The organism is Chryseobacterium pyrolae, from assembly GCF_025153485.1.
Lineage (GTDB): Bacteria > Bacteroidota > Bacteroidia > Flavobacteriales > Weeksellaceae > Chryseobacterium > Chryseobacterium antibioticum.
In genome coordinates this window covers 54483-72807 of sequence record NZ_JANZQH010000001.1, presented here as the reverse complement: position 1 = coordinate 72807, position 18325 = coordinate 54483, and the positions used below count along the sequence as shown (strand labels likewise).

19 protein-coding genes are annotated in these 18325 nt (G+C 37.1%); 11 read left to right on the top strand and 8 right to left on the bottom strand.

Annotated features, from left to right (window positions below; translation table 11 throughout):
* Positions 1 to 126: 126 nt before the first annotated feature.
* Both NZD88_RS00370 and NZD88_RS00365 read right to left on the bottom strand, forming a co-directional pair.
* Complete coding sequence (locus NZD88_RS00370) at positions 127 to 1239, bottom strand: 5-(carboxyamino)imidazole ribonucleotide synthase (protein WP_259826545.1); 1113 nt, start codon at positions 1237 to 1239, stop codon at positions 127 to 129.
* A gap of 41 nt (positions 1240 to 1280) precedes the next feature.
* Positions 1281 to 1832, bottom strand: coding sequence for a DUF1543 domain-containing protein (locus tag NZD88_RS00365; RefSeq protein ID WP_259826544.1), 552 nt, complete (start codon positions 1830 to 1832; stop codon positions 1281 to 1283).
* Between the two features lie 85 nt (positions 1833 to 1917).
* Between NZD88_RS00365 and NZD88_RS00360 the strand changes: the two genes are divergently transcribed.
* Together NZD88_RS00360 and NZD88_RS00355 are read left to right on the top strand one after the other, a co-directional pair.
* Entirely contained in the window at positions 1918 to 2748 is an 831-nt protein-coding gene (locus NZD88_RS00360) for a sulfite exporter TauE/SafE family protein (RefSeq protein ID WP_169235064.1), read from the top strand.
* Positions 2748 to 3131 carry a DUF1634 domain-containing protein gene (locus tag NZD88_RS00355; RefSeq protein WP_073332946.1) on the top strand — a complete coding sequence of 128 codons (384 nt, stop codon included), beginning with the start codon at positions 2748 to 2750 and terminating at the stop codon, positions 3129 to 3131. Before NZD88_RS00360 ends, NZD88_RS00355 begins: the two co-directional genes overlap by 1 nt.
* Positions 3132 to 3133: 2 nt before the next feature.
* Here the strand turns inward: NZD88_RS00355 and gloA2 are convergent, their stop codons facing one another.
* Positions 3134 to 3511, bottom strand: coding sequence for an SMU1112c/YaeR family gloxylase I-like metalloprotein (gloA2, locus tag NZD88_RS00350; RefSeq protein ID WP_259826543.1), 378 nt, complete (start codon positions 3509 to 3511; stop codon positions 3134 to 3136).
* Positions 3512 to 3593: 82 nt separating this feature from the next.
* Entirely contained in the window at positions 3594 to 4034 is a 441-nt protein-coding gene (locus tag NZD88_RS00345; RefSeq protein ID WP_259826542.1) for a nuclear transport factor 2 family protein, read from the bottom strand.
* Between the two features lie 131 nt (positions 4035 to 4165).
* On the opposite strand from NZD88_RS00345, the gene NZD88_RS00340 reads away from it, so the two are divergent.
* Positions 4166 to 5248 (top strand): endonuclease/exonuclease/phosphatase family protein, encoded by a 1083-nt coding sequence (locus NZD88_RS00340; RefSeq protein WP_259826541.1) that lies wholly within the window; start codon positions 4166 to 4168, stop codon positions 5246 to 5248.
* 170 nt (positions 5249 to 5418) lie between these two features.
* Here the strand turns inward: NZD88_RS00340 and NZD88_RS00335 are convergent, their stop codons facing one another.
* Positions 5419 to 6705: an adenylosuccinate synthase gene (locus NZD88_RS00335; RefSeq protein WP_259826540.1), complete on the bottom strand. Its 1287-nt coding sequence runs from the start codon at positions 6703 to 6705 to the stop codon at positions 5419 to 5421.
* A gap of 225 nt (positions 6706 to 6930) precedes the next feature.
* Between NZD88_RS00335 and NZD88_RS00330 the strand changes: the two genes are divergently transcribed.
* Both NZD88_RS00330 and NZD88_RS00325 read left to right on the top strand, forming a co-directional pair.
* Complete coding sequence (locus NZD88_RS00330) at positions 6931 to 7866, top strand: lysophospholipase (RefSeq protein ID WP_259826539.1); 936 nt, start codon at positions 6931 to 6933, stop codon at positions 7864 to 7866.
* A gap of 241 nt (positions 7867 to 8107) precedes the next feature.
* Positions 8108 to 8698 (top strand): hypothetical protein, encoded by a 591-nt coding sequence (locus tag NZD88_RS00325; RefSeq protein ID WP_259826538.1) that lies wholly within the window; start codon positions 8108 to 8110, stop codon positions 8696 to 8698.
* A gap of 166 nt (positions 8699 to 8864) precedes the next feature.
* Here NZD88_RS00325 and NZD88_RS00320 read toward each other — a convergent pair whose 3' ends face one another.
* Complete coding sequence (locus NZD88_RS00320; RefSeq protein WP_259826537.1) at positions 8865 to 10454, bottom strand: ABC-F family ATP-binding cassette domain-containing protein; 1590 nt, start codon at positions 10452 to 10454, stop codon at positions 8865 to 8867.
* A gap of 385 nt (positions 10455 to 10839) precedes the next feature.
* Here NZD88_RS00320 and NZD88_RS00315 point away from each other — a divergent pair, with 385 nt between their 5' ends.
* The 6 genes from NZD88_RS00315 (at position 10840) to NZD88_RS00290 (ending at position 15880) form a co-directional block, all read left to right on the top strand.
* A complete protein-coding gene (locus NZD88_RS00315) occupies positions 10840 to 11394 on the top strand; it encodes a phosphoribosyltransferase (protein WP_073332962.1) in 555 nt (184 codons plus the stop codon).
* Between the two features lie 125 nt (positions 11395 to 11519).
* Complete coding sequence (locus NZD88_RS00310; RefSeq protein WP_169235056.1) at positions 11520 to 12098, top strand: adenylate kinase; 579 nt, start codon at positions 11520 to 11522, stop codon at positions 12096 to 12098.
* A gap of 67 nt (positions 12099 to 12165) precedes the next feature.
* Positions 12166 to 13149 carry a GTPase ObgE gene (obgE, locus tag NZD88_RS00305; protein ID WP_259826536.1) on the top strand — a complete coding sequence of 328 codons (984 nt, stop codon included), beginning with the start codon at positions 12166 to 12168 and terminating at the stop codon, positions 13147 to 13149.
* A 3-nt stretch (positions 13150 to 13152) separates the two neighbouring features.
* Positions 13153 to 13944: a hypothetical protein gene (locus NZD88_RS00300; RefSeq protein ID WP_259826535.1), complete on the top strand. Its 792-nt coding sequence runs from the start codon at positions 13153 to 13155 to the stop codon at positions 13942 to 13944.
* Positions 13945 to 14008: 64 nt separating this feature from the next.
* Entirely contained in the window at positions 14009 to 14497 is a 489-nt protein-coding gene (locus tag NZD88_RS00295) for a DUF6438 domain-containing protein (protein ID WP_259826534.1), read from the top strand.
* An 87-nt stretch (positions 14498 to 14584) separates the two neighbouring features.
* Positions 14585 to 15880 (top strand): DEAD/DEAH box helicase, encoded by a 1296-nt coding sequence (locus NZD88_RS00290; RefSeq protein ID WP_259826533.1) that lies wholly within the window; start codon positions 14585 to 14587, stop codon positions 15878 to 15880.
* A gap of 133 nt (positions 15881 to 16013) precedes the next feature.
* Here the strand turns inward: NZD88_RS00290 and NZD88_RS00285 are convergent, their stop codons facing one another.
* Positions 16014 to 17132 carry a hypothetical protein gene (locus tag NZD88_RS00285; protein ID WP_259826532.1) on the bottom strand — a complete coding sequence of 373 codons (1119 nt, stop codon included), beginning with the start codon at positions 17130 to 17132 and terminating at the stop codon, positions 16014 to 16016.
* Between the two features lie 34 nt (positions 17133 to 17166).
* Entirely contained in the window at positions 17167 to 18324 is a 1158-nt protein-coding gene (locus NZD88_RS00280) for a hypothetical protein (RefSeq protein ID WP_259826531.1), read from the bottom strand.
* Position 18325 lies beyond the last annotated feature (1 nt).

Below are 18325 nucleotides of genomic sequence, written 5' to 3'. Positions count from 1 at the left end.
AAAGCAAAGGTGGAATCAACAAGTTGATTCGATGAAGCGGATGGATAGATAACATTGACAAAATCACATAAAAAAAGAGCTGCAATCATCATTACAGCTCTTTTATCTTTATTTTAAGTATAAGTCTTATTCAGCGATCACTCTCACCATGCTTTTCACTTTCACTAGCTTTTCCATAAGCTCTTCTCGGGAATCAGCCAGTACATTGATGTGACCCATTTTTCTTCCGGGCTTGGTTTCCGTTTTTCCGTATAAATGGATGTAGGTTTCAGGTAATTTAAGCACCTCTTCCATTCCCTCATATAGTACTTTTCCGGCATATCCTTCTGCACCTACCAAATTCAGCATTCCACTATAGGTAATTGCATCTGTATCGGCTAACGGTAGATTTTTTACGACACGATACATTTGCTCAAACTGTGAATTCGTATTCCCTTCCTGGCTCTGGTGACCCGAATTGTGTAATCTGGGTGCAGTTTCATTCACCCATATTTTTCCTTCTTTATCCAAAAATAATTCAATAGCAAAAAGTCCCGGAGAATTTACAGCATTCAGAAATTTCTCTGTAATTAAGTCAATTTGTCGTTGAGTGTCTTCAGTAAGAAGAACGGGACAAACATTGAAGTCCAAAAGATTGAGTTTTGGATCTGCAACCATTTCTGTCACTGGAAAGATATTTGTTTCACCGTTTTCATTTCTGGCAACGATGACAGAAAGTTCTTTGTCAATATCTACAAGGCTTTCGATGACTGAAGCTTCTTTCCATAAGTGTTGATAATCCTCTTCTGTTTTAATTACCTGAACGCCTTTTCCGTCATATCCCCCCGTATTCATTTTCTGTACAAACGGTAACGGCATCATGATCTTTTCATCACTGTCCCATACGACCTGAAATTCAGGGCTTGGAATATCGTGGGTTTTATAGAATTCTTTCTGAAGGATCTTTTGCTGGATCGTTTTGATAATCGCGGCATTGGGAACTACTTTTACACCTTGTTTTTCAAGCTCGGCCAAAGCATCCGCATTCACATGCTCTATTTCGATGGTCACCACATCCTTATCTTTCCCAAAGTTCAGGACGGTTTCATAATCGTTGAAACTTCCCTGCGTAAAATGAGAGATATTGTTGCACGGTGCATCGGAAGCCGGATCCAGCGTATAAAATTGGTCGTCGTATTTCAGTGCGCTTTGTATCAGCATCCTTCCTAGCTGTCCGCCTCCTAAAATTCCTATTTTCATTCTTACTTTTATTTTTTCTATTAGATTTTTTATGGAAAGTCTTATTGAATTTTATCGATCTTTAAATATCCCAGCCCCATTGGGTTTTTCTGATCTTCCGCATCAGATTTTGTCAGGACGATGGAATATTTTTCCTTCATTTTTTCCGGCAGGATATCATTCACATTGAAAATATCATCAATATCGACACCATGTTTATCATCCACATGGCTTACGGCGCCTTCAAAACCCATCGTTGCATAAAACTCTGTAGCTTTTGCTCTTTTGATGATCTCCCCCATTGATTTTCCGACCATCAGATGCTGTTCGTGAAATTCTTCAAAAAAGCCTTTCTTGTATCCCCCTAAGTTAAGGAAATACAGTTGATCTTCAGAGGTATGATCTGTTTTTTCAACAATTTTCACCTCATATCCGTCCGCAAATTTCACTTCCTGATGGCAGTCTAAATGGATCTTTCCTTCGGCTTCTTTCCAGAAATCCTTCATATCAGGAACGAGATCTTTAAGATTTTCTGCGATCCCGAAAAAAACGTCATGCTGCTCGATATTCCTGCCCCTGGGCGTTGCACCGAGAATGATATAAAATAATTTCATTTCACTTTTCATGCCTGCAAAAATACGTCAAATTTATCTTTTTTAAACGTTTGGCAGAATAAGGCAATAGTTTTATATTTGTAGCATGTCAGAAATCATTATTCTGTTCCTCGGCGCGGTTTCAGCCGGTCTTTTAGGTTCACTTACGGGTTTGGGAGGAGGAGTTATCATTATTCCTTTATTGACGCTGGGTTTCGGCGTTCCTATGCATTATGCAATCGGTGCTTCTTTAATTTCTGTGATCGGGACTTCTTCCGGTGCTGCGGTAGCTTTCGTAAAAGAGGGCTTTACCAATATGCGGATAGGAATGTTCCTGGAGATCGGTACTACGGCAGGGGCTATCATGGGGGCTTTGCTTTCCGGAATGCTTAATCCCAATACCATCGGGATCATCTTCGCCAGTATTCTTCTATTGACTGTTATTCTCAATCTTAAAGGAAAACCTGACCATCAGGAACCGATCATCAAGGGAAGTCTTGAAGAAAAACTGAAGCTGTACGGAACTTTTCCTGACAAAGGCGTTTTAAAAAGCTATTCGGCTAGAAATACAGTTCCGGGATTTTTAATGATGATGTTTGCAGGTGCCATGTCCGGACTTTTAGGAATAGGCTCCGGTGCCCTTAAAGTACTGGCAATGGACAATATGATGAAACTGCCCTTTAAGGTTTCTACAACTACGAGTAATTTTATGATTGGTGTCACAGCAGTAGCAAGTGCCCTGATCTATTTCCAGAGAGGTGAGATCATTCCTGTGATCGTAGCTCCGGTATTAATTGGTGTGGTAGTAGGAAGTTTCATCGGATCAAAAACACTGATGGTATCGAAAACAAAGAAATTAAAAGTATTCTTTGCGATCGTGATTACTATTTTATCAGTTTACATGATGTATAACGGTATCAATAAAAGCTTCAGATAATGAGAAAGAATTTTACAGATGTAGATCTGAACCGTTCGGTAGGAAATCTTTTGAGACTAGGCGTAATTTTGTCTGTAATAACATCATTGATTGGTTTTATCAAACTTTTCGTGGAAGGCTTTGAGATGCCTAAAAAATATTCGTCCCTTAATATGGGTACCTCTTCTGAAAAAGTATGGGGAATGTTCTGGAGTTCTTTGTGCAAAGGAGAAGGAATGGCGATTATCCAGCTGGGAATTCTGCTGTTAATTTTCACTCCTCTGGTAAGAATTATTTTCGCACTGATCGGGTATTTGAAAGAAAAAGACTACGTGTATGTAGTCATTTCTTCAATAGTTCTTGTTATTATGGCGATCAGCTTTTTTACAGGATACGCTCACTAATTTTACATTTCATAAAACTCCAGCGGCAGCTGATCCGGATCCTGGGTAAAGAAAAACTCTTTTCCGGTGTATTCATCTATGCGGATGTCTTCACAGATAAGGCCTTTTGCTATAAGTTCTTCCCTTTTAACGCTAACGTTTTCAACAGAGAATGCCAAATGCCTTAAACCGCATGATTCCGGGCGCGAAGGTCTTTCCGGCGGATAAGGGAATGAAAAAAGCTCAATAACATAATGGTCTCCGATGGCCAGATCAAGTTTGTATGATTTTCTTTCTTCACGGTACACTTCGCGGATAATATTCAGGCCTATCACTTCAGTATAAAATTTCTTTGAAACTTCATAATCTGAACATATGATGGCAATGTGATGAATCTTCATTGTATATGTAAAATGTAAATATTTCTTGTCAATATCCAAAGCTAATGGGCATAGCTGGAAAAAATATAATTTAAAATTAAATTTATTTTATTTCTCTGCAGTTCTCTTTCCTCCTGGTATCGATGATGTACTGGATTTTCCATTGATCCTGTTGTTTCACCAATTGAAAGCTGTTCGCTCCACAATGTGAAAACTTCCCTTTAAAGTAGAAAGAATAAGGCGTAAATACACTGGCCAGCCCTCCGTCTGAATGAACGGCGTCAACGATGATCTTTTCCTCCAGATCATCTTTTGAAAATTTAGAGACAGAAGCAATAAATTCCTGAACGTTTTCATTTTTTACCGTTCCGTCTTTGGCAATGCTCTGTAAAATAGCGTTCTCTGCAAAAGCAGATTTCATCAGTGCAGGATCAGCATTTTTCATGCCCAGAAATAGGTTACGAATTGGTTTTTCAATGTCCTGATTCTGCTGTCCGAAACAGAACGTACAGAACAGTAAAGCGGCGGCGGCAAGTTTATTCATATGGATATCAATTAATCTGATTCTATAAAAATAGGAAAAATATGGTCAACAATTAAAATTAACAAAGTTTAAAAAGTGAATTGCGCTTCATTATTTAAAAATAGATTAATTTTATCCATTTATTTGAAATTATGTGGGGAATTTATTTGTTTTTGATTGCATTGCTGGTACTGTTGACGATACTACCCAAGATTCAAAACTCTCATTGGATATTTCGGGTTCCGGAATTCGGCAAAATCCAGATTACTTATGTAGTTGTGATTACCTTTATTGCAGGGCTTTTTCTTGATCATCCCCAGCATTTCTGGTACGGACAGGGCCTTTTGCTTCTGTTGTTCGTTCATCACGGTGTCACATTGGTAAAATATACTCCGCTTTACCCGGTGAAAAAATACGGACAACAACATCAGTCTTCCAAAAAGCTTCATTTTATTTCCGCTAATGTCTACCAGTTTAATAAAGAATATGACCGGTTTATTGAACTGATCAAAAAACACAAACCTGAGGTGTTTCTTACCATGGAAAGCAACGGGGACTGGGAACATGCAATGAAAGTGCTTGAAAAAGACTATCCGTTCCACCACAAAGTGACGCTTGAAAATACCTATGGAATGCATTTCTACTCTCAACTTGAGATCAAAAGTGCACAGACACATTATTTCGTTGCTGATGATATTCCAAGTATTGAGGTTCATTTAAAGACCAAAGATGGCTTTTCATTTGTATTCTTTGGAGTACATCCGCCGCCGCCAAGTCCTACGGAAGAGGAAACTTCAAAAGAAAGAGACGGGGATCTGCTAAGTGCTGCCAAACGTGTTAAAGACATCAAAGAACCTGTGATTGTTGTGGGAGATTTCAACAATGTCGCATGGTCCAAATCCTCTATATTATTTAGAAAAACGAGTCATCTGATCGATCCCAGAATCGGACGTTCGTTTGTATCTACATTTCACGCTAAGTACCTTCTGCTAAGATTTCCGATTGATTTAATGTTCCACAGTGAAGATATTTTCATTAAAGAGCTTAAAACCCTGGAAAATTTTGGATCAGACCATCTTCCTGTGTACTGTGAGTTTTTCATTGACCATCATAATGACGAACAAGAAGAAAAGGTAGAAGAAGCCACCGTTGAAGAAAAAGCTGAAGCAGAAGAAATGATACAGGAAGGAAAAGAAGAGGACGGAGAGCGGGATGCTATAGTGACAGAGGGATAAGATTGAAGACAGCTCTATTCATTTTTTTAACGCAAAGATTTAATAAATATGATGCGGCAAATTTAAGGAAAGCAAAGAATACGGCTATGCCGATGATGAAGCTACCGGATGTTTATAAAAAAAGAGACCGTCATGTGACAGTCTCTTTTCTATTTTATTTTATTCTGAATTTAGAATAATTCTTTCCGGATGATGTTCTGGCTTCTTTCAGGGCCAACAGAAACCAAGTATACGTTGATTCCAAGGTATTTCTCGATGAACTCGATATATTTCTGAGCATTGTCAGGAAGTTCGTCGTAGCTTCTTACTTTGGTAAGATCTTCTTTCCAACCTGGTAGGTCCTGGTAGATAGGTTCGTAGTTGTATAATTTCTCAGTTGAAGAAGTGAAATAATCGATAATTTTTCCGTCTTCCGTTTTATAATGAGTTACGATCTTTAAGTTTTCGATTCCTGTAAGAACGTCTAATTTAGTAATCACAAGGTTATTGATCCCGTTGATCATACAAGCATGCTTCAGAGAAACAAGGTCTAACCAACCTGTTCTTCTTGGTCTGCCTGTTGTAGCTCCAAATTCACCTCCAATCTGTCTGATCTTTTCTCCTAATTCATTATCTAATTCAGAAGGGAAAGGTCCGTTTCCTACTCTTGTACAGTATGCTTTCGCAACACCGATAAGGTTTTGAAGGGATGTAGGCGGAACTCCTGCTCCTGTACAAACACCTCCAGTAGATGGAGAAGATGAAGTTACATACGGATAAGTTCCGAAGTCGATGTCCAGCATTAATGCCTGAGCTCCTTCAAAAAGAACGTTTTTCCCGTCTCTGATGGCTTCGTTCAATTCAACTTCCGTATCAACGATTCTGTCCTGAAGCTGTTTTCCAAGCTCTAAAAATTCGTTGTAAATTTCTTCAACGTCTAAAGTCGGTTTTCCGTAATATTTTTCGAAAAGAGAGTTTTTAAGTTTTAAGTTTTTCTCAATTTTGTCTCTTAAAATTTCAGGATTTAAAAGGTCGATCATTCTGATCCCTACTCTTGAAATTTTATCTTCATAGCAAGGTCCGATTCCTTTTTTAGTCGTTCCGATTTGAGTTCCTCCCTGTTCTTCTTCACGATAAGTATCCAAAAGAATGTGGTAAGGCATGATGACATGCGCTCTTCTGCTGATAAAAATGTGGTCAGTTTTCAAGCCTTTGCTCTCAATCTGGCCAACCTCTTTAATGAAAGATTTTGGGTTTACCACTACTCCGTTCGCAATGATACACTTCCCTTTGCACTGTAGAACTCCTGAAGGGAGAAGGTGCAAAACAAATTTCTCTTCACCTACATAAACCGTGTGACCCGCGTTGTCTCCTCCCTGGAAACGAACAACATAATCCGATTTAGCTGATAAAACATCCGTGATTTTTCCTTTACCTTCATCTCCATACTGAAGACCTACAACTACGTAAGTTGACATATTTTACTTTTATTTTAGATTCATGCAAAATTACTTTTTAAAAATAGGGTGGGCAAATTATGGGTCTAATATTTTTTAAAAGTAATTTCATACAATACTATTAGGCGACTATTTTGATAATTTTCATCAGTGAACAAATAAAATCAGGAAAATACTCTTCAAAATGAATTTGATTAATTCTGTATCTTTGATTATTCTCTGAAATAACCAAAGCTCCTCCACACCATGAGATCATCACAAAAATCCTCCTACTTCTCTCCATCCTCCACCAGCGAAGTAAAGCTCTTCCACACTTTATTCACTCCCAATGAAGTTCCCGTAAAAGCCACTTTACTGATCATCCACGGCATGCAGGAACACAGCGGAAGATATGCTGAAATAGCAAGCTATTTTGCAGACAGAGGATTCGCTGTACTCACCTATGATCATCTGGGTCACGGAAAATCAGTGAAGGATAAAAAAGATATCGGATTTTTCCAGCTGGATCAACCGGATGAAAAGCTTATTTCAGATGCTGATGCAATGGGTGATTATCTTATACAACAATATCCGGATGTTCCTCACTTTGTTCTTGGACATTCCATGGGATCATTCGTTACACGCTGTCTTCTTCAAAGAGCTAGTGGCAAATTAAATGGAGCCATTATTACAGGAACCGGAGGTCCTTTGGCCGGTATCAATCTGATCAATGGTTATCTCTCGTTAGCCAACAAAATGGCGCCTCATCATCTTACCTATCTCAATACTCTTTTCAATACTGTCAATAATAAACGTTTTAAAAAAGACAAAGATTTTAGCGACACAAGCTGGTTAAGCGTGAATCCTGCCAATAGAAAAGCATTTACTGAAGATGAGCTCTGTGGAATTCCTTTTACGAATAATGCTTTTTATGCCTTGTTCAGTATTTACAAAAAAGCTACGGCAAGAAACTGGGCCGCTTCTATTCCCAAGTCCTTCCCTATTCTGTTTGTCAGCGGACAGAATGATCCAATCGGTGATTTCAGCAAAGGTGTTATGAAAACGGATGATTATTTAAAACAGGATGGTTTTAAAGACATCAACGTTAAAATTTATCCCGAAATGCGCCACGAAATATTGAATGAGGAAATCAGAGAAGAGATCTTCAATGAAATATTGCAATGGATTTCAAAACATTTATAACACAGCCATTGGTGTCATCTGTAAAATCTGTGGGAGATCTTTGATCGTTCTCAAATTACGTAGCTGTTCTTGCATATTAACATAGAAATCTTTGTGATTGGCAACAGAAAAAATTCGGGAATAATTTCACTCCAACAAAAGCACAATATTAAATTATTTTTGAAGTTTTCAAGTTTACTTCCTCTTCTCATTTTTTAAATTATTATATATTTGATCATTATAACAAAAACACTAAAAAATTATGACTAAAAAAATTAAATTCCTTATCGCACTATTTTCCCTCATAACATTTTCGCTACATGCTCAGAATAAAACTATCGATTACTTAAGCATTCCCGGACCCATTAAAATGGATAACAAGACCTATAATTTAGTTTGGAGTTCTCATCCCAATGAAAATTATTACAAACAGGAATACTTAAGTTCTAATGAAAATATTGAAAAATACAATACATTAACTTTGATCGAATTTGTAAAGGGAGATTTCGATCTTAAAGATGTAGTTGATCAGAAAGTAAGCGAACTTGAAAAAATGAAGCAATCGAATCCGGTTGTCAATTATAAAACATATGAAAATAAGGGAGAATATATTGTAGACTTTCTCATGAGTGAAAACTCGAAAGATGGAAAGGAAATACTCATTGCAGAAAGAAATATATACCGTTATAAGGTGATTACGGTCAATGGAAGCAAAGGCGTCTTACTTTTCGCCATAAGTGAAAGAGGCTATAAAGAAAATATGGAGAAATTTTTCAACAATCTAAAAAATAACTCTTCCCATTTAATAGAAGTTGTTGGGAATTATAAACTTCCTGATGTTCAGTTAAAATAATACATAAAATCTTTACGAACAACTGAGAAACCATCCCTCCACCCGAACCTTATAGGTTTTAGAAACCTATAAGGTTTACATCTAAACTCAATAAAAAATACAGCACAAGCATCAGCGAAATCCGTAAAATCTGCGGGAGCATAAAAAACATCCAACAGAACATTATTTAACCCAAAACAATCTCCCTCCCCACTCCAATCTCTTCAAGAAAGGTCTCATCATGAGAAATCACCAGCAAGGTTCCCTGATAATTTTTGATCGAATTCGTGAGAATGTCTACGTTTTGCAAGTCTAAATTGTTTGTTGGTTCATCCAGAATGATCATATCCGGTGCTTTATTGCTGATTGAAAGCCCGCATAGAAGCAGTCTCAACCGTTCCCCTCCACTCAATACCCCACATTTTTTAGCCCAGGTTTCTTTTCCGAACAAAAATCTGGATAGTAAAGTCTTCACTTCAGACTCCTGCATTGCACTATCATTAAATTGCTGGACAAAATCATAAACAGTCACGTCCTGACCAATCAAAGAATATTCCTGATCTACATAAATGGTATTAAATTCTGATTTTGAAATTGTTCCGGCATAGGGCTTCAGATTTTCCAATAAAAGTTGTATTAAAGTCGTTTTCCCGGAACCATTGGATCCTTTGATCAAAATCCTTTCACCGCTTCTGATATCAAGATTTAGATGGTCTTTCCACAATAATTTTTCATCATATTTAAAATTAACTTTTTCTGCTGCAATCAAGAGTTTTCCGGAATGCAGGTCAGAATGATTAAAATTTACTTTCATATGATCAGAATTTTTCAATGATGAACGTAAACTCCTCAAGTCTCCCGAGATATCATTGATCTTTTCAGCATGAATATCTTTCAATTTGGAAGTGTTTTTTTCAGCATTATTGCGCAACGTATTCATCATGATCCTTGCCACACCGGACTTTTCTTGCTTCTGTTTTCCTCTTGCATCCAGTTTTTGCTTTCTTTCCAACGTCTCACGTTCTTTTTCTTTTGCCTTTTTCAGAGCAAGTTCTTTAGAATGAATGTCGTTGTTCAGTGCATGCTGCTCTATTTCTTTCTGTTCAGCATAAAAATCATAATTTCCTCCATAAGTCGAAATCCCTTGATTGCTTAATTCAAATATAACATCAACAAGATTCAGTAATATTCTGTCGTGACTGACAATAACCACAGTTGAATTTGTTTGTTTAATAAAATCATACAGGAGTTTTCTACCTTCCAGATCAAGATGATTCGTAGGTTCATCGAGTACAATAATATCAGGCTGATTGATGTGAATTCCTGCCAGAAAAACTTTTGTTTTTTGTCCGCCGCTTAAACTTTCAAGTTTTTGATTTAAGTTTAAGTTTTCTAGTTTCCAGTATTGTAAGGCATTTTGGCATCGTTCCTCAATATCCCAGTCGTTATTTAAAGTTTCAAAATATTCGTCGTCTACCTCACCATGGGTAATCTGGTGAAGAGCATTCAGTTTTTTGTCAATCCCAAGACATTCTGCAATCGTAAGATGATCAAAATTTCCGAACATCTGCGGAACATAATACAGATCACCTTTGACCGTTACGTTTCCTTCTAGTGGTTGAATTTCTCCGGCAATGATCTTCAGAAGCGTAGATTTTCCTACACCATTGCTTCCGGTTAGTGCTGATTTTGTATGAGACTGTATTGATAAATGGATAGAATTAAACAGGAGGTCTCCCCCGGGAAACCCGTAGGATATACTTTGTAGTACCATCATAATTTCTTTCTTAGTAATAGTTAAACATCAGCAACACATGGGTTACTGTTTGGTAAAATCGGAAAGAAATTAAATCCTACATGTCTTTATCATTGGGTTTTGGAAGTACAAAGATAGGAAATTTCCAAATATTACATTTTCCTGATAAAAAACATATGGATTTTTCCAATACTTCTAAGGGACCTCCCATCCGCCGGACTGGAATTCCGTTCTCTGCAAAAGTTATAGATCCTAGATTTAATGGTATAATTGGATGGAATCACAGATTTTTGACCCGCATTATTTCCAGTACATCTCGTTTAAATGAGTCATTATGAAATCCGCAATAAAAGTAGAAAAGATTTTAATCAAAAAAACGTAACTTTGCCGACTACTAAAATTTTTTATGGAAAGCATTAAAGTTCACGACAAAACTTTCGTTCCTTATCTGAAGGAAGCCGAGATTCAGGAAATTGTAAAAGAAACAGCTTTAAAGATTTATGAAGATTACAAGGATGAAGTTCCTGTTTTCATCGGGGTTCTGAACGGAGTGATCATGTTCTTCTCAGATCTTTTAAAATACTATCCGGGCGAATGCGAAATTGCTTTCATCCAAATGAGCTCTTACGCAGGAACTGAATCTACAGGAATCGTTTACCAGAAAATGGAACTAACGAAAGATGTGAAAGACCGTCACATTATTCTTGTTGAAGATATCGTAGATACTGGAAATACCGTTGAAAGCTTATTCAAATATTTCACAGAAACCCAGCGTCCGAAATCTGTAAAACTGGCTTCTTTCTTATTAAAGCCTGATGTATACAAGAAAGATTTTAAACTGGATTATATCGGAAAAGAGATTCCAAATAAATTTGTCCTTGGTTACGGACTTGATTATGATGAATTAGGAAGAAACCTTGCGAATCTGTATCAGTTGGAAGAGGGACAGATCAACCATTAATTATTGCTACTAGCTTTTGGCTATTAGCCATTAGCTTTAAATATTAAATCGAAATAAAGTAAATATTAACTAAAAAAGCTAAAGGCTGAAAGCTTATTGCTGAAAGCTGCAAGCGAATCAACATTATGATAAACATTGTTCTGTTCGGCCCTCCAGGAAGTGGAAAAGGAACACAAGCTCAAAACCTGATCGAAAAATTCAATTTAAAACAGATTTCAACAGGTGACCTTTTCAGATACAACATGAAAAATGATACCGAGCTTGGAAAACTGGCTAAATCTTACATCGATAAGGGAGAATTGGTTCCGGATCAAGTAACGACGGATATGCTGATCGAGGAGCTTAGAAAGCCAACCGATACCAACGGATTTATCTTTGATGGCTACCCAAGAACGACTGCTCAGACAGAGGCTTTGGAAAAAATCGTAGATGAGGAACTGAACGACAAAATTGATATCTGCCTATCTTTGGTGGTTGAAGATAAAACTTTAGTGGAAAGACTTCTGAAAAGAGGTGAAACCAGCGGAAGATCTGACGACAGCAATGTAGAGATCATTGAAAACAGAATTAAAGAATACTATACTAAAACAGCAGAAGTAGCTGAACTTTACAAGCAACAGGGAAAATATGTTGAAGTAAACGGCGTAGGAGAAATTGATGAGATTTCTCAAAAACTTTTCGCTGAAGTCGAAAAAATTAAATAATCGGGATATAGGTTACGGGATTGGAAGAATTCGAATCCCGTAACCCGCAACCCGCAACACAAACTATATGTCTAACTTTGTAGATTACGTAAAGATCCATTGTAAAAGCGGACACGGAGGTGCTGGTTCTGCCCACCTTCGCCGTGAAAAATATATTCCTAAAGGTGGTCCGGATGGAGGCGACGGAGGTCGTGGCGGACACGTCATCATGAGAGGGAATGCTCAGGAATGGACTTTACTACCACTTCGATACACCCGTCACATAAAAGCAGACCGGGGGGAAAACGGAGCGAAAAGTCAGCTGACCGGTGCTGACGGTGCTGACATTTATATCGATGTTCCTATCGGGACTATCGCTAAAAATGAGGAAGGAGAAATTATCGGCGAAATTCTTGAAGACAAACAGGAAATCACTTTAATGCTTGGAGGAAAAGGAGGAAAAGGAAATGAACATTTCAAATCTTCTACCAATCAGACGCCAAGATATGCACAACCAGGAATGGATGGTGAGGAAGGTTACGTGGTTTTTGAGCTTAAAATTTTGGCCGATGTAGGTTTGGTTGGTTTCCCAAATGCCGGAAAATCTACACTTCTAGCCTCTGTATCTGCAGCAAAACCTAAGATTGCCAACTACGCATTTACCACACTGACTCCCAATCTTGGGATTGTGGATTACAGAAATTACAAATCATTTGTAATGGCTGATATTCCGGGAATCATTGAAGGTGCTGCTGAAGGAAAAGGTTTAGGACACAGATTCTTAAGACATATTGAAAGAAATTCTATCCTTTTATTCTTAATTCCAGCTGATTCTGAAAGCCATTTTCAGGAGTTTAAAATTCTGGAAAATGAATTAACGGAATATAATCCTGAACTTTTGGATAAAGATTTCATCGTTTCTATTTCAAAAGCCGATCTTTTGGATGAAGAACTGAAAAAAGAAATCTCTGCTGAATTCCCGGAAAACAAAAAGCCGCTATTTTTCTCCGGTGTTACTGGAGAAGGCCTCGTAGAACTGAAAGATGCAATCTGGAAAAAACTACACGGATAAAAGATGATACACTCATTAAAGAAAATAACAGCACCTGCTGTTATTTTTGTTTCATTTCTTCTACCTGCCTCAGCTTACGCTCAGGATAGTGATTCATTCGTGGAAACATCTAAAACAGATGAACTGGCGCCTTTAAATGATAAGGCATTTTTTAAGTATGAATTCAACAAAAGGGTAAAGTATACGCTTACCTATGATAAGATCAAAGATCAGGGTACAAGCAATGAAGTGAGTGAGGATATTCAGTATTTCATCAGTGATACGGATTTGTCTGTCCTATCTTATAACAACAGCAGAAATGGCTTTATTTATAATTTAAGTAAAGACACCAATCCTATACTTCCTGTTTTGATCAAGGATGAGAGCAAGGAGGTTAAACCCGGAAATTTTGATTATTTTAAAGGTGACATTCCTCTGGAATCTGAAATTGCAGACATCAAAAAAAGGAAAAAAGCAAAAACTGAACATATTTTAGAACTGGTTGAAAAGAGAGCAGAAAACGATCTGATTCATTATACATACAACCTTATTCTTAATCAGAAAGTGAAAACGAATCTGGGAGTGATTGAACTGGACATTACCAACAGTGATCAGGATTTCAACAACAACATTCTCTATGATATGGAACCTCTGTTCTATAAAAATAAAATACTGTTCACAAAAGGAGAAATAAAGAGTTATTCTTATTATAACTCCTCAAAAAAGAGAACAAAGTATTATGAATCAAAGGATCATGATTCTGTACTTTTAAGATTATCATTCACCAAAGGCTGCTGCGTTTCATCTCTGGAGTAGCTTCAATCCTGAAGCCGCTTCTATTTGGAATAATTATTGAAACAAAACAGAGAAACCATCTATTATGAAATATATACTAAGCCTTTGTGCATTTATATTTTTATTTTCGTGCACGACACAAAAAACGGATTCGAAATACACTACAATTGAATACCAGGCCGGCGCATGTTTTGGATCCTGCCCTATTTTCACAATGACCATCAATCCGGACCGGACGGCCGTACTGGAAGCAGAGCATTTCAATTTCGCCAAAGATTTTTCGAAAGGCGAATTCTCAAAGCCCCGTGAAGGAACTTTTAGAGCGGTCATCAAAGAAGGAGATTACAACAAACTGGTCTCGCTACTGAATGGCCTGGATATTAAAAATCTGAAAGACAAGTACGGAACAAGAAATATCACGGATCTTTCAACGTCCTATTTGAGAATTAACTTTAAGGATGGAGCTTCCAAAAATGTAGAAGATTACGGCAAAAGAGGAAGTGAAAAACTGAGGGAAGTCTATCTGTTCATTGAAGACCTGAGACATAACCAACAGTGGGCAAAAGTAAAATGATCCGCTTAAAAATATTTAGACTACCTTTGTACCATATAATTCCTTCACATTGAGGGAATTTTATTTTAAATTAAAAAAATAGTTCATTTGAATTTTACAGACCTAAACTTAATAGAACCTATTGCAAAAGCAATTCAGGAACAGGGTTATACGAACCCAACGCCCATTCAGGAGAGATCTATCCCTGAAATCTTAAAAGGTAGCGACTTTTTAGGATGTGCACAGACAGGAACAGGAAAAACAGCGGCGTTTGCTATTCCTATTCTGCAGAATTTATCAAAAAACAAGACCAAAAATAATCATATAAAGGCCTTGATCTTAACGCCGACAAGAGAACTTGCCATCCAGATCGAGGAAAATATTAACGCATACGGAAAATACCTTCCGCTAAAACAACTCGTTATTTTCGGAGGAGTAAAGCAAGGGAATCAGGAAGCTGCTCTTAGAAGAGGTATCGATATCCTGGTAGCAACTCCTGGTAGACTTCTCGATTTTATCGCTCAAGGTATTATCAGCTTAAAGAACATTGAAATCTTTGTTCTTGATGAAGCAGACAGAATGCTTGATATGGGTTTTGTACATGACGTAAAAAGAGTGATTAAACTTCTTCCACAGAGAAGACAGACGTTATTCTTTTCTGCGACCATGCCTTCTGAGATTCAGAAACTGGCAGATTCTATCCTGAACAATCCAGTAAAAGTAGAAGTTACTCCGGTTTCTTCCACTGCAGAAACAATCAAACAATCGGTTTACTTTGTAGACAAAGAAAACAAGCTGGATCTTCTTTCTCATATTTTAGAGAATGATATTTCAGATTCTGTACTGGTATTTTCCAGAACAAAACACGGCGCAGACAAAATTGCAAGAAAACTGCAGAAAGATAATATCTCAGCAGAGGCTATTCACGGGAATAAATCTCAAAATGCGAGACAGAATGCCCTGAATAATTTTAAGAACGGAAAAACAAGGGTTCTGGTCGCTACAGACATCGCTGCAAGAGGTATTGATATCGATGAGCTGAAATATGTAATCAATTTTGAACTTTCCGACGTTTCTGAAACCTATGTTCACAGAATCGGAAGAACGGGAAGAGCCGGAGCCGAAGGATCTTCGATCTCTTTCGTAGACAGCCTGGATCTTTTAAACTTAAGAAATACGGAGAAACTGATCGGGAAAAAAATTCCTGTGATAAAAGAGCATCCTTTCCATACTGATAATCTTATAGCGCAGAAAAGAGACTCGAATAACAAGCCTTCTTCCGGAGGTGGCGACAGGAGACCTCCAAGATCTCCAAAACCTCAGAGCAACAGCAATAAGCCAGCTGGCAGTGCTCCTACCGGGTTTACGAAACCTAAGAATAAGAATTTCACGAGAAAAAAATAATAGTAAAGCCCTTTCGATTGAAAGGGCTTTTTTTTATGTGGTATTCAATTACTTTCCCGTAAAGATTTTCATGTAAAAGATTCTCACCTTATAATATGTCCTTACCTGATTCTATTGAAGTTTAAAGCAGATCCTATACCCTGCCCTTTGTATATTGCAGCCAGAAATCTTTTGAGTTCCCCGAACTGTCATATTGGATATGAAGGAAAAAAACAATGAAGAAAAGGATCATAACAGCTACCAATGAAAGATTGAACTTTCCTTCTACGCATGGTATTTTTTGATCATTATCAGGCAAAGCAATAATGATGAGTATAATAAGTAAAAATGCATAAATGTGATTCCAGCGGAACCAGTCTGCTCCCAGAATATAAACGGGACTTACCCATGCCAAAGAAATCAGCACGAAAATTCCAAAGCTCTTAACGCTCTGAGGCAGATATTTTTTCACGAAAATAAAAGACAGGAATATCATAAACAGCAATTCCAAGCCAAACAGAATATACGACTGATAAGCATTGATCATTCCTTTTCTTTCCTTAACCACGTCATAAGTGAAAATATTCAACTTTGTAAACTGAACACCCCGATGCTTTAAAAGCTCTAATGACTGCCCCTGATTAATTTCTCCGCCCCAAACGAACAATATAACAACAACTAATGTAGAGGCTACAAAAAGACTTCCTAAATATCTTAAATCAACCTTTTGAGTCTTGAGAATATAAGCAGCTATGACAAAAGGTAAATAAAAATAAAATAGCTCATGCAGAAATAATCCGGCAATAAAGCCAATGAAAAGTATGTATTTTTTTAATTCACTCTGCTTTCCACAAACAAAAAACAAAACCAGGGCTATTAAAACAATTTCCTTCCTTCCTGAATTAAAAATATTAACAGGAATAAACAAAAAGCAAAGCGGTGAACACAGTAATATCAAAATATCCCAATTCAGCTTTTTGGATACGAGTAAGCGGACCAAAAAATAGAAAATAAGTATAAAGAAAAAGGCCTGAATTAAAAAGACCTGTGTATTAAGTGATATCTTTAAGCTATCCTGAATAAGAAAGAAGATACTACCGGATAATCCCCTTCTTTTAAATCCTCCATCTTCATAATTGATCAACCAGTCTGACACGGTCCATCCAAGCTCAGGAAGATGTGATTTGACATACAACTGGGCAATGATATATAACAAAACGATTCCCAGGAATCCTACATAACCATAAAATTGTATTTCTTTAGATATTCTCATCTCATCTACTATGTATAATTATCTAATCTTATTTTTATACTAATCTTTTCAATTCTTTACGAACTGACAGGCAATACGAAATTATACAGAACGGCAGACAACTCGCCAAATAAGTTGTAGAAAAAAGGTTATGCTGAAAACCAAATCCAAGAACAAGATACTTCTCAAGAACAAAACAGAGCATAATCAGAAAAACAATGGATGTTGAAAAATAAAATACGTCACTTATTTTTTTAACATTAAATGATAAAATTATGGCTGCCACCAGAAAAAACAACATGACAAATTTATTGCTCTGTCCCTGCAAAGTCAGTGGATTATGCTGTAGAATAAAATCAAGATTCTTAGCCGGCAGAAACACGGTAAGCAATAATACAGTTATGGTAAGCAAAAAGGCCAATGCTGTTTTTATTTTGCGGCTGATATCCGTAGCTAAAAAGGGCTTCATTAAAAAAATAATTAAAGGAATAACAGCCACACTTCGGGTGAGACATAAAATGCCCAGACTAATACCCAGCAGCACCGGTTTTTGAAAATAATTATCTTTAAACTTATTGTGCCAGAACAGGATAAATGCAGCTACAAAAATAAAAGAGGCGATAAAATCACTCTTACAAACCGCTTCATAAATATAAGACAGGGATATCCCCAGCATCAGTATCGCTGTGAACCTGATCAGATTGCTTTTAAATTCAAGCAGAATGGTATAGGAAAACAGCAAAAAAGCCATCACCTGAAGATAACCTACATTTCCTAAAAGATAAGATGGAAGAGCCAGCAACAGCTGCCCCGGAAGATATGAAGATAAGTTCCCCATAAAATTGGGCGTATCATAAATATATTTCCCGTGGGTCCAGTACTCTAGAGAAAAATTGAGCGTCTGCCACCGGTCTATATTCATTTTATACGGATCTTTTAAGAGATGGCATAATGCAATATAAACAACAGTAAAAAGCCCCGTCAGCAGATAAACTAACTTTTCATTTAGTTTTTTTTCCAACAGTTGATTCTTTCTCAGAAAAAACATCGAAAAATGTAATGCTGCAAATGCAATAATTAAAATACTGAGCGGAACGACAGATTGCCGGATGCCATACTTGGTCAGAAATAGAAGATTAATCACAAAATAAACGGCAAACATCATTAAACTGTTTGCCTTGCCGTCTTTTGTATAGGTTAAAATCTTATTCATC

What these genes read in the sequence shown, in the direction of transcription:
- NZD88_RS00360 (WP_169235064.1), top strand. Translation starts at nt 1,918, where the DNA reads ATGTCAGAAATCATTATTCTGTTCCTCGGCGCGGTTTCAGCCGGTCTT.
- NZD88_RS00325 (WP_259826538.1), top strand. Translation starts at nt 8,108, where the DNA reads ATGACTAAAAAAATTAAATTCCTTATCGCACTATTTTCCCTCATAACA.
- NZD88_RS00295 (WP_259826534.1), top strand. Translation starts at nt 14,009, where the DNA reads ATGAAATATATACTAAGCCTTTGTGCATTTATATTTTTATTTTCGTGC.
- NZD88_RS00300 (WP_259826535.1), top strand. Translation starts at nt 13,153, where the DNA reads ATGATACACTCATTAAAGAAAATAACAGCACCTGCTGTTATTTTTGTT.
- NZD88_RS00310 (WP_169235056.1), top strand. Translation starts at nt 11,520, where the DNA reads ATGATAAACATTGTTCTGTTCGGCCCTCCAGGAAGTGGAAAAGGAACA.
- NZD88_RS00335 (WP_259826540.1), bottom strand. Translation starts at nt 6,705, where the DNA reads ATGTCAACTTACGTAGTTGTAGGTCTTCAGTATGGAGATGAAGGTAAA.
- gloA2 (WP_259826543.1), bottom strand. Translation starts at nt 3,511, where the DNA reads ATGAAGATTCATCACATTGCCATCATATGTTCAGATTATGAAGTTTCA.
- NZD88_RS00365 (WP_259826544.1), bottom strand. Translation starts at nt 1,832, where the DNA reads ATGAAATTATTTTATATCATTCTCGGTGCAACGCCCAGGGGCAGGAAT.
- NZD88_RS00340 (WP_259826541.1), top strand. Translation starts at nt 4,166, where the DNA reads ATGTGGGGAATTTATTTGTTTTTGATTGCATTGCTGGTACTGTTGACG.
- NZD88_RS00370 (WP_259826545.1), bottom strand. Translation starts at nt 1,239, where the DNA reads ATGAAAATAGGAATTTTAGGAGGCGGACAGCTAGGAAGGATGCTGATA.
- NZD88_RS00320 (WP_259826537.1), bottom strand. Translation starts at nt 10,454, where the DNA reads ATGATGGTACTACAAAGTATATCCTACGGGTTTCCCGGGGGAGACCTC.
- NZD88_RS00330 (WP_259826539.1), top strand. Translation starts at nt 6,931, where the DNA reads ATGAGATCATCACAAAAATCCTCCTACTTCTCTCCATCCTCCACCAGC.
- NZD88_RS00280 (WP_259826531.1), bottom strand. Translation starts at nt 18,324, where the DNA reads ATGAATAAGATTTTAACCTATACAAAAGACGGCAAGGCAAACAGTTTA.
- NZD88_RS00315 (WP_073332962.1), top strand. Translation starts at nt 10,840, where the DNA reads ATGGAAAGCATTAAAGTTCACGACAAAACTTTCGTTCCTTATCTGAAG.
- obgE (WP_259826536.1), top strand. Translation starts at nt 12,166, where the DNA reads ATGTCTAACTTTGTAGATTACGTAAAGATCCATTGTAAAAGCGGACAC.
- NZD88_RS00355 (WP_073332946.1), top strand. Translation starts at nt 2,748, where the DNA reads ATGAGAAAGAATTTTACAGATGTAGATCTGAACCGTTCGGTAGGAAAT.
- NZD88_RS00345 (WP_259826542.1), bottom strand. Translation starts at nt 4,034, where the DNA reads ATGAATAAACTTGCCGCCGCCGCTTTACTGTTCTGTACGTTCTGTTTC.
- NZD88_RS00285 (WP_259826532.1), bottom strand. Translation starts at nt 17,132, where the DNA reads ATGAGAATATCTAAAGAAATACAATTTTATGGTTATGTAGGATTCCTG.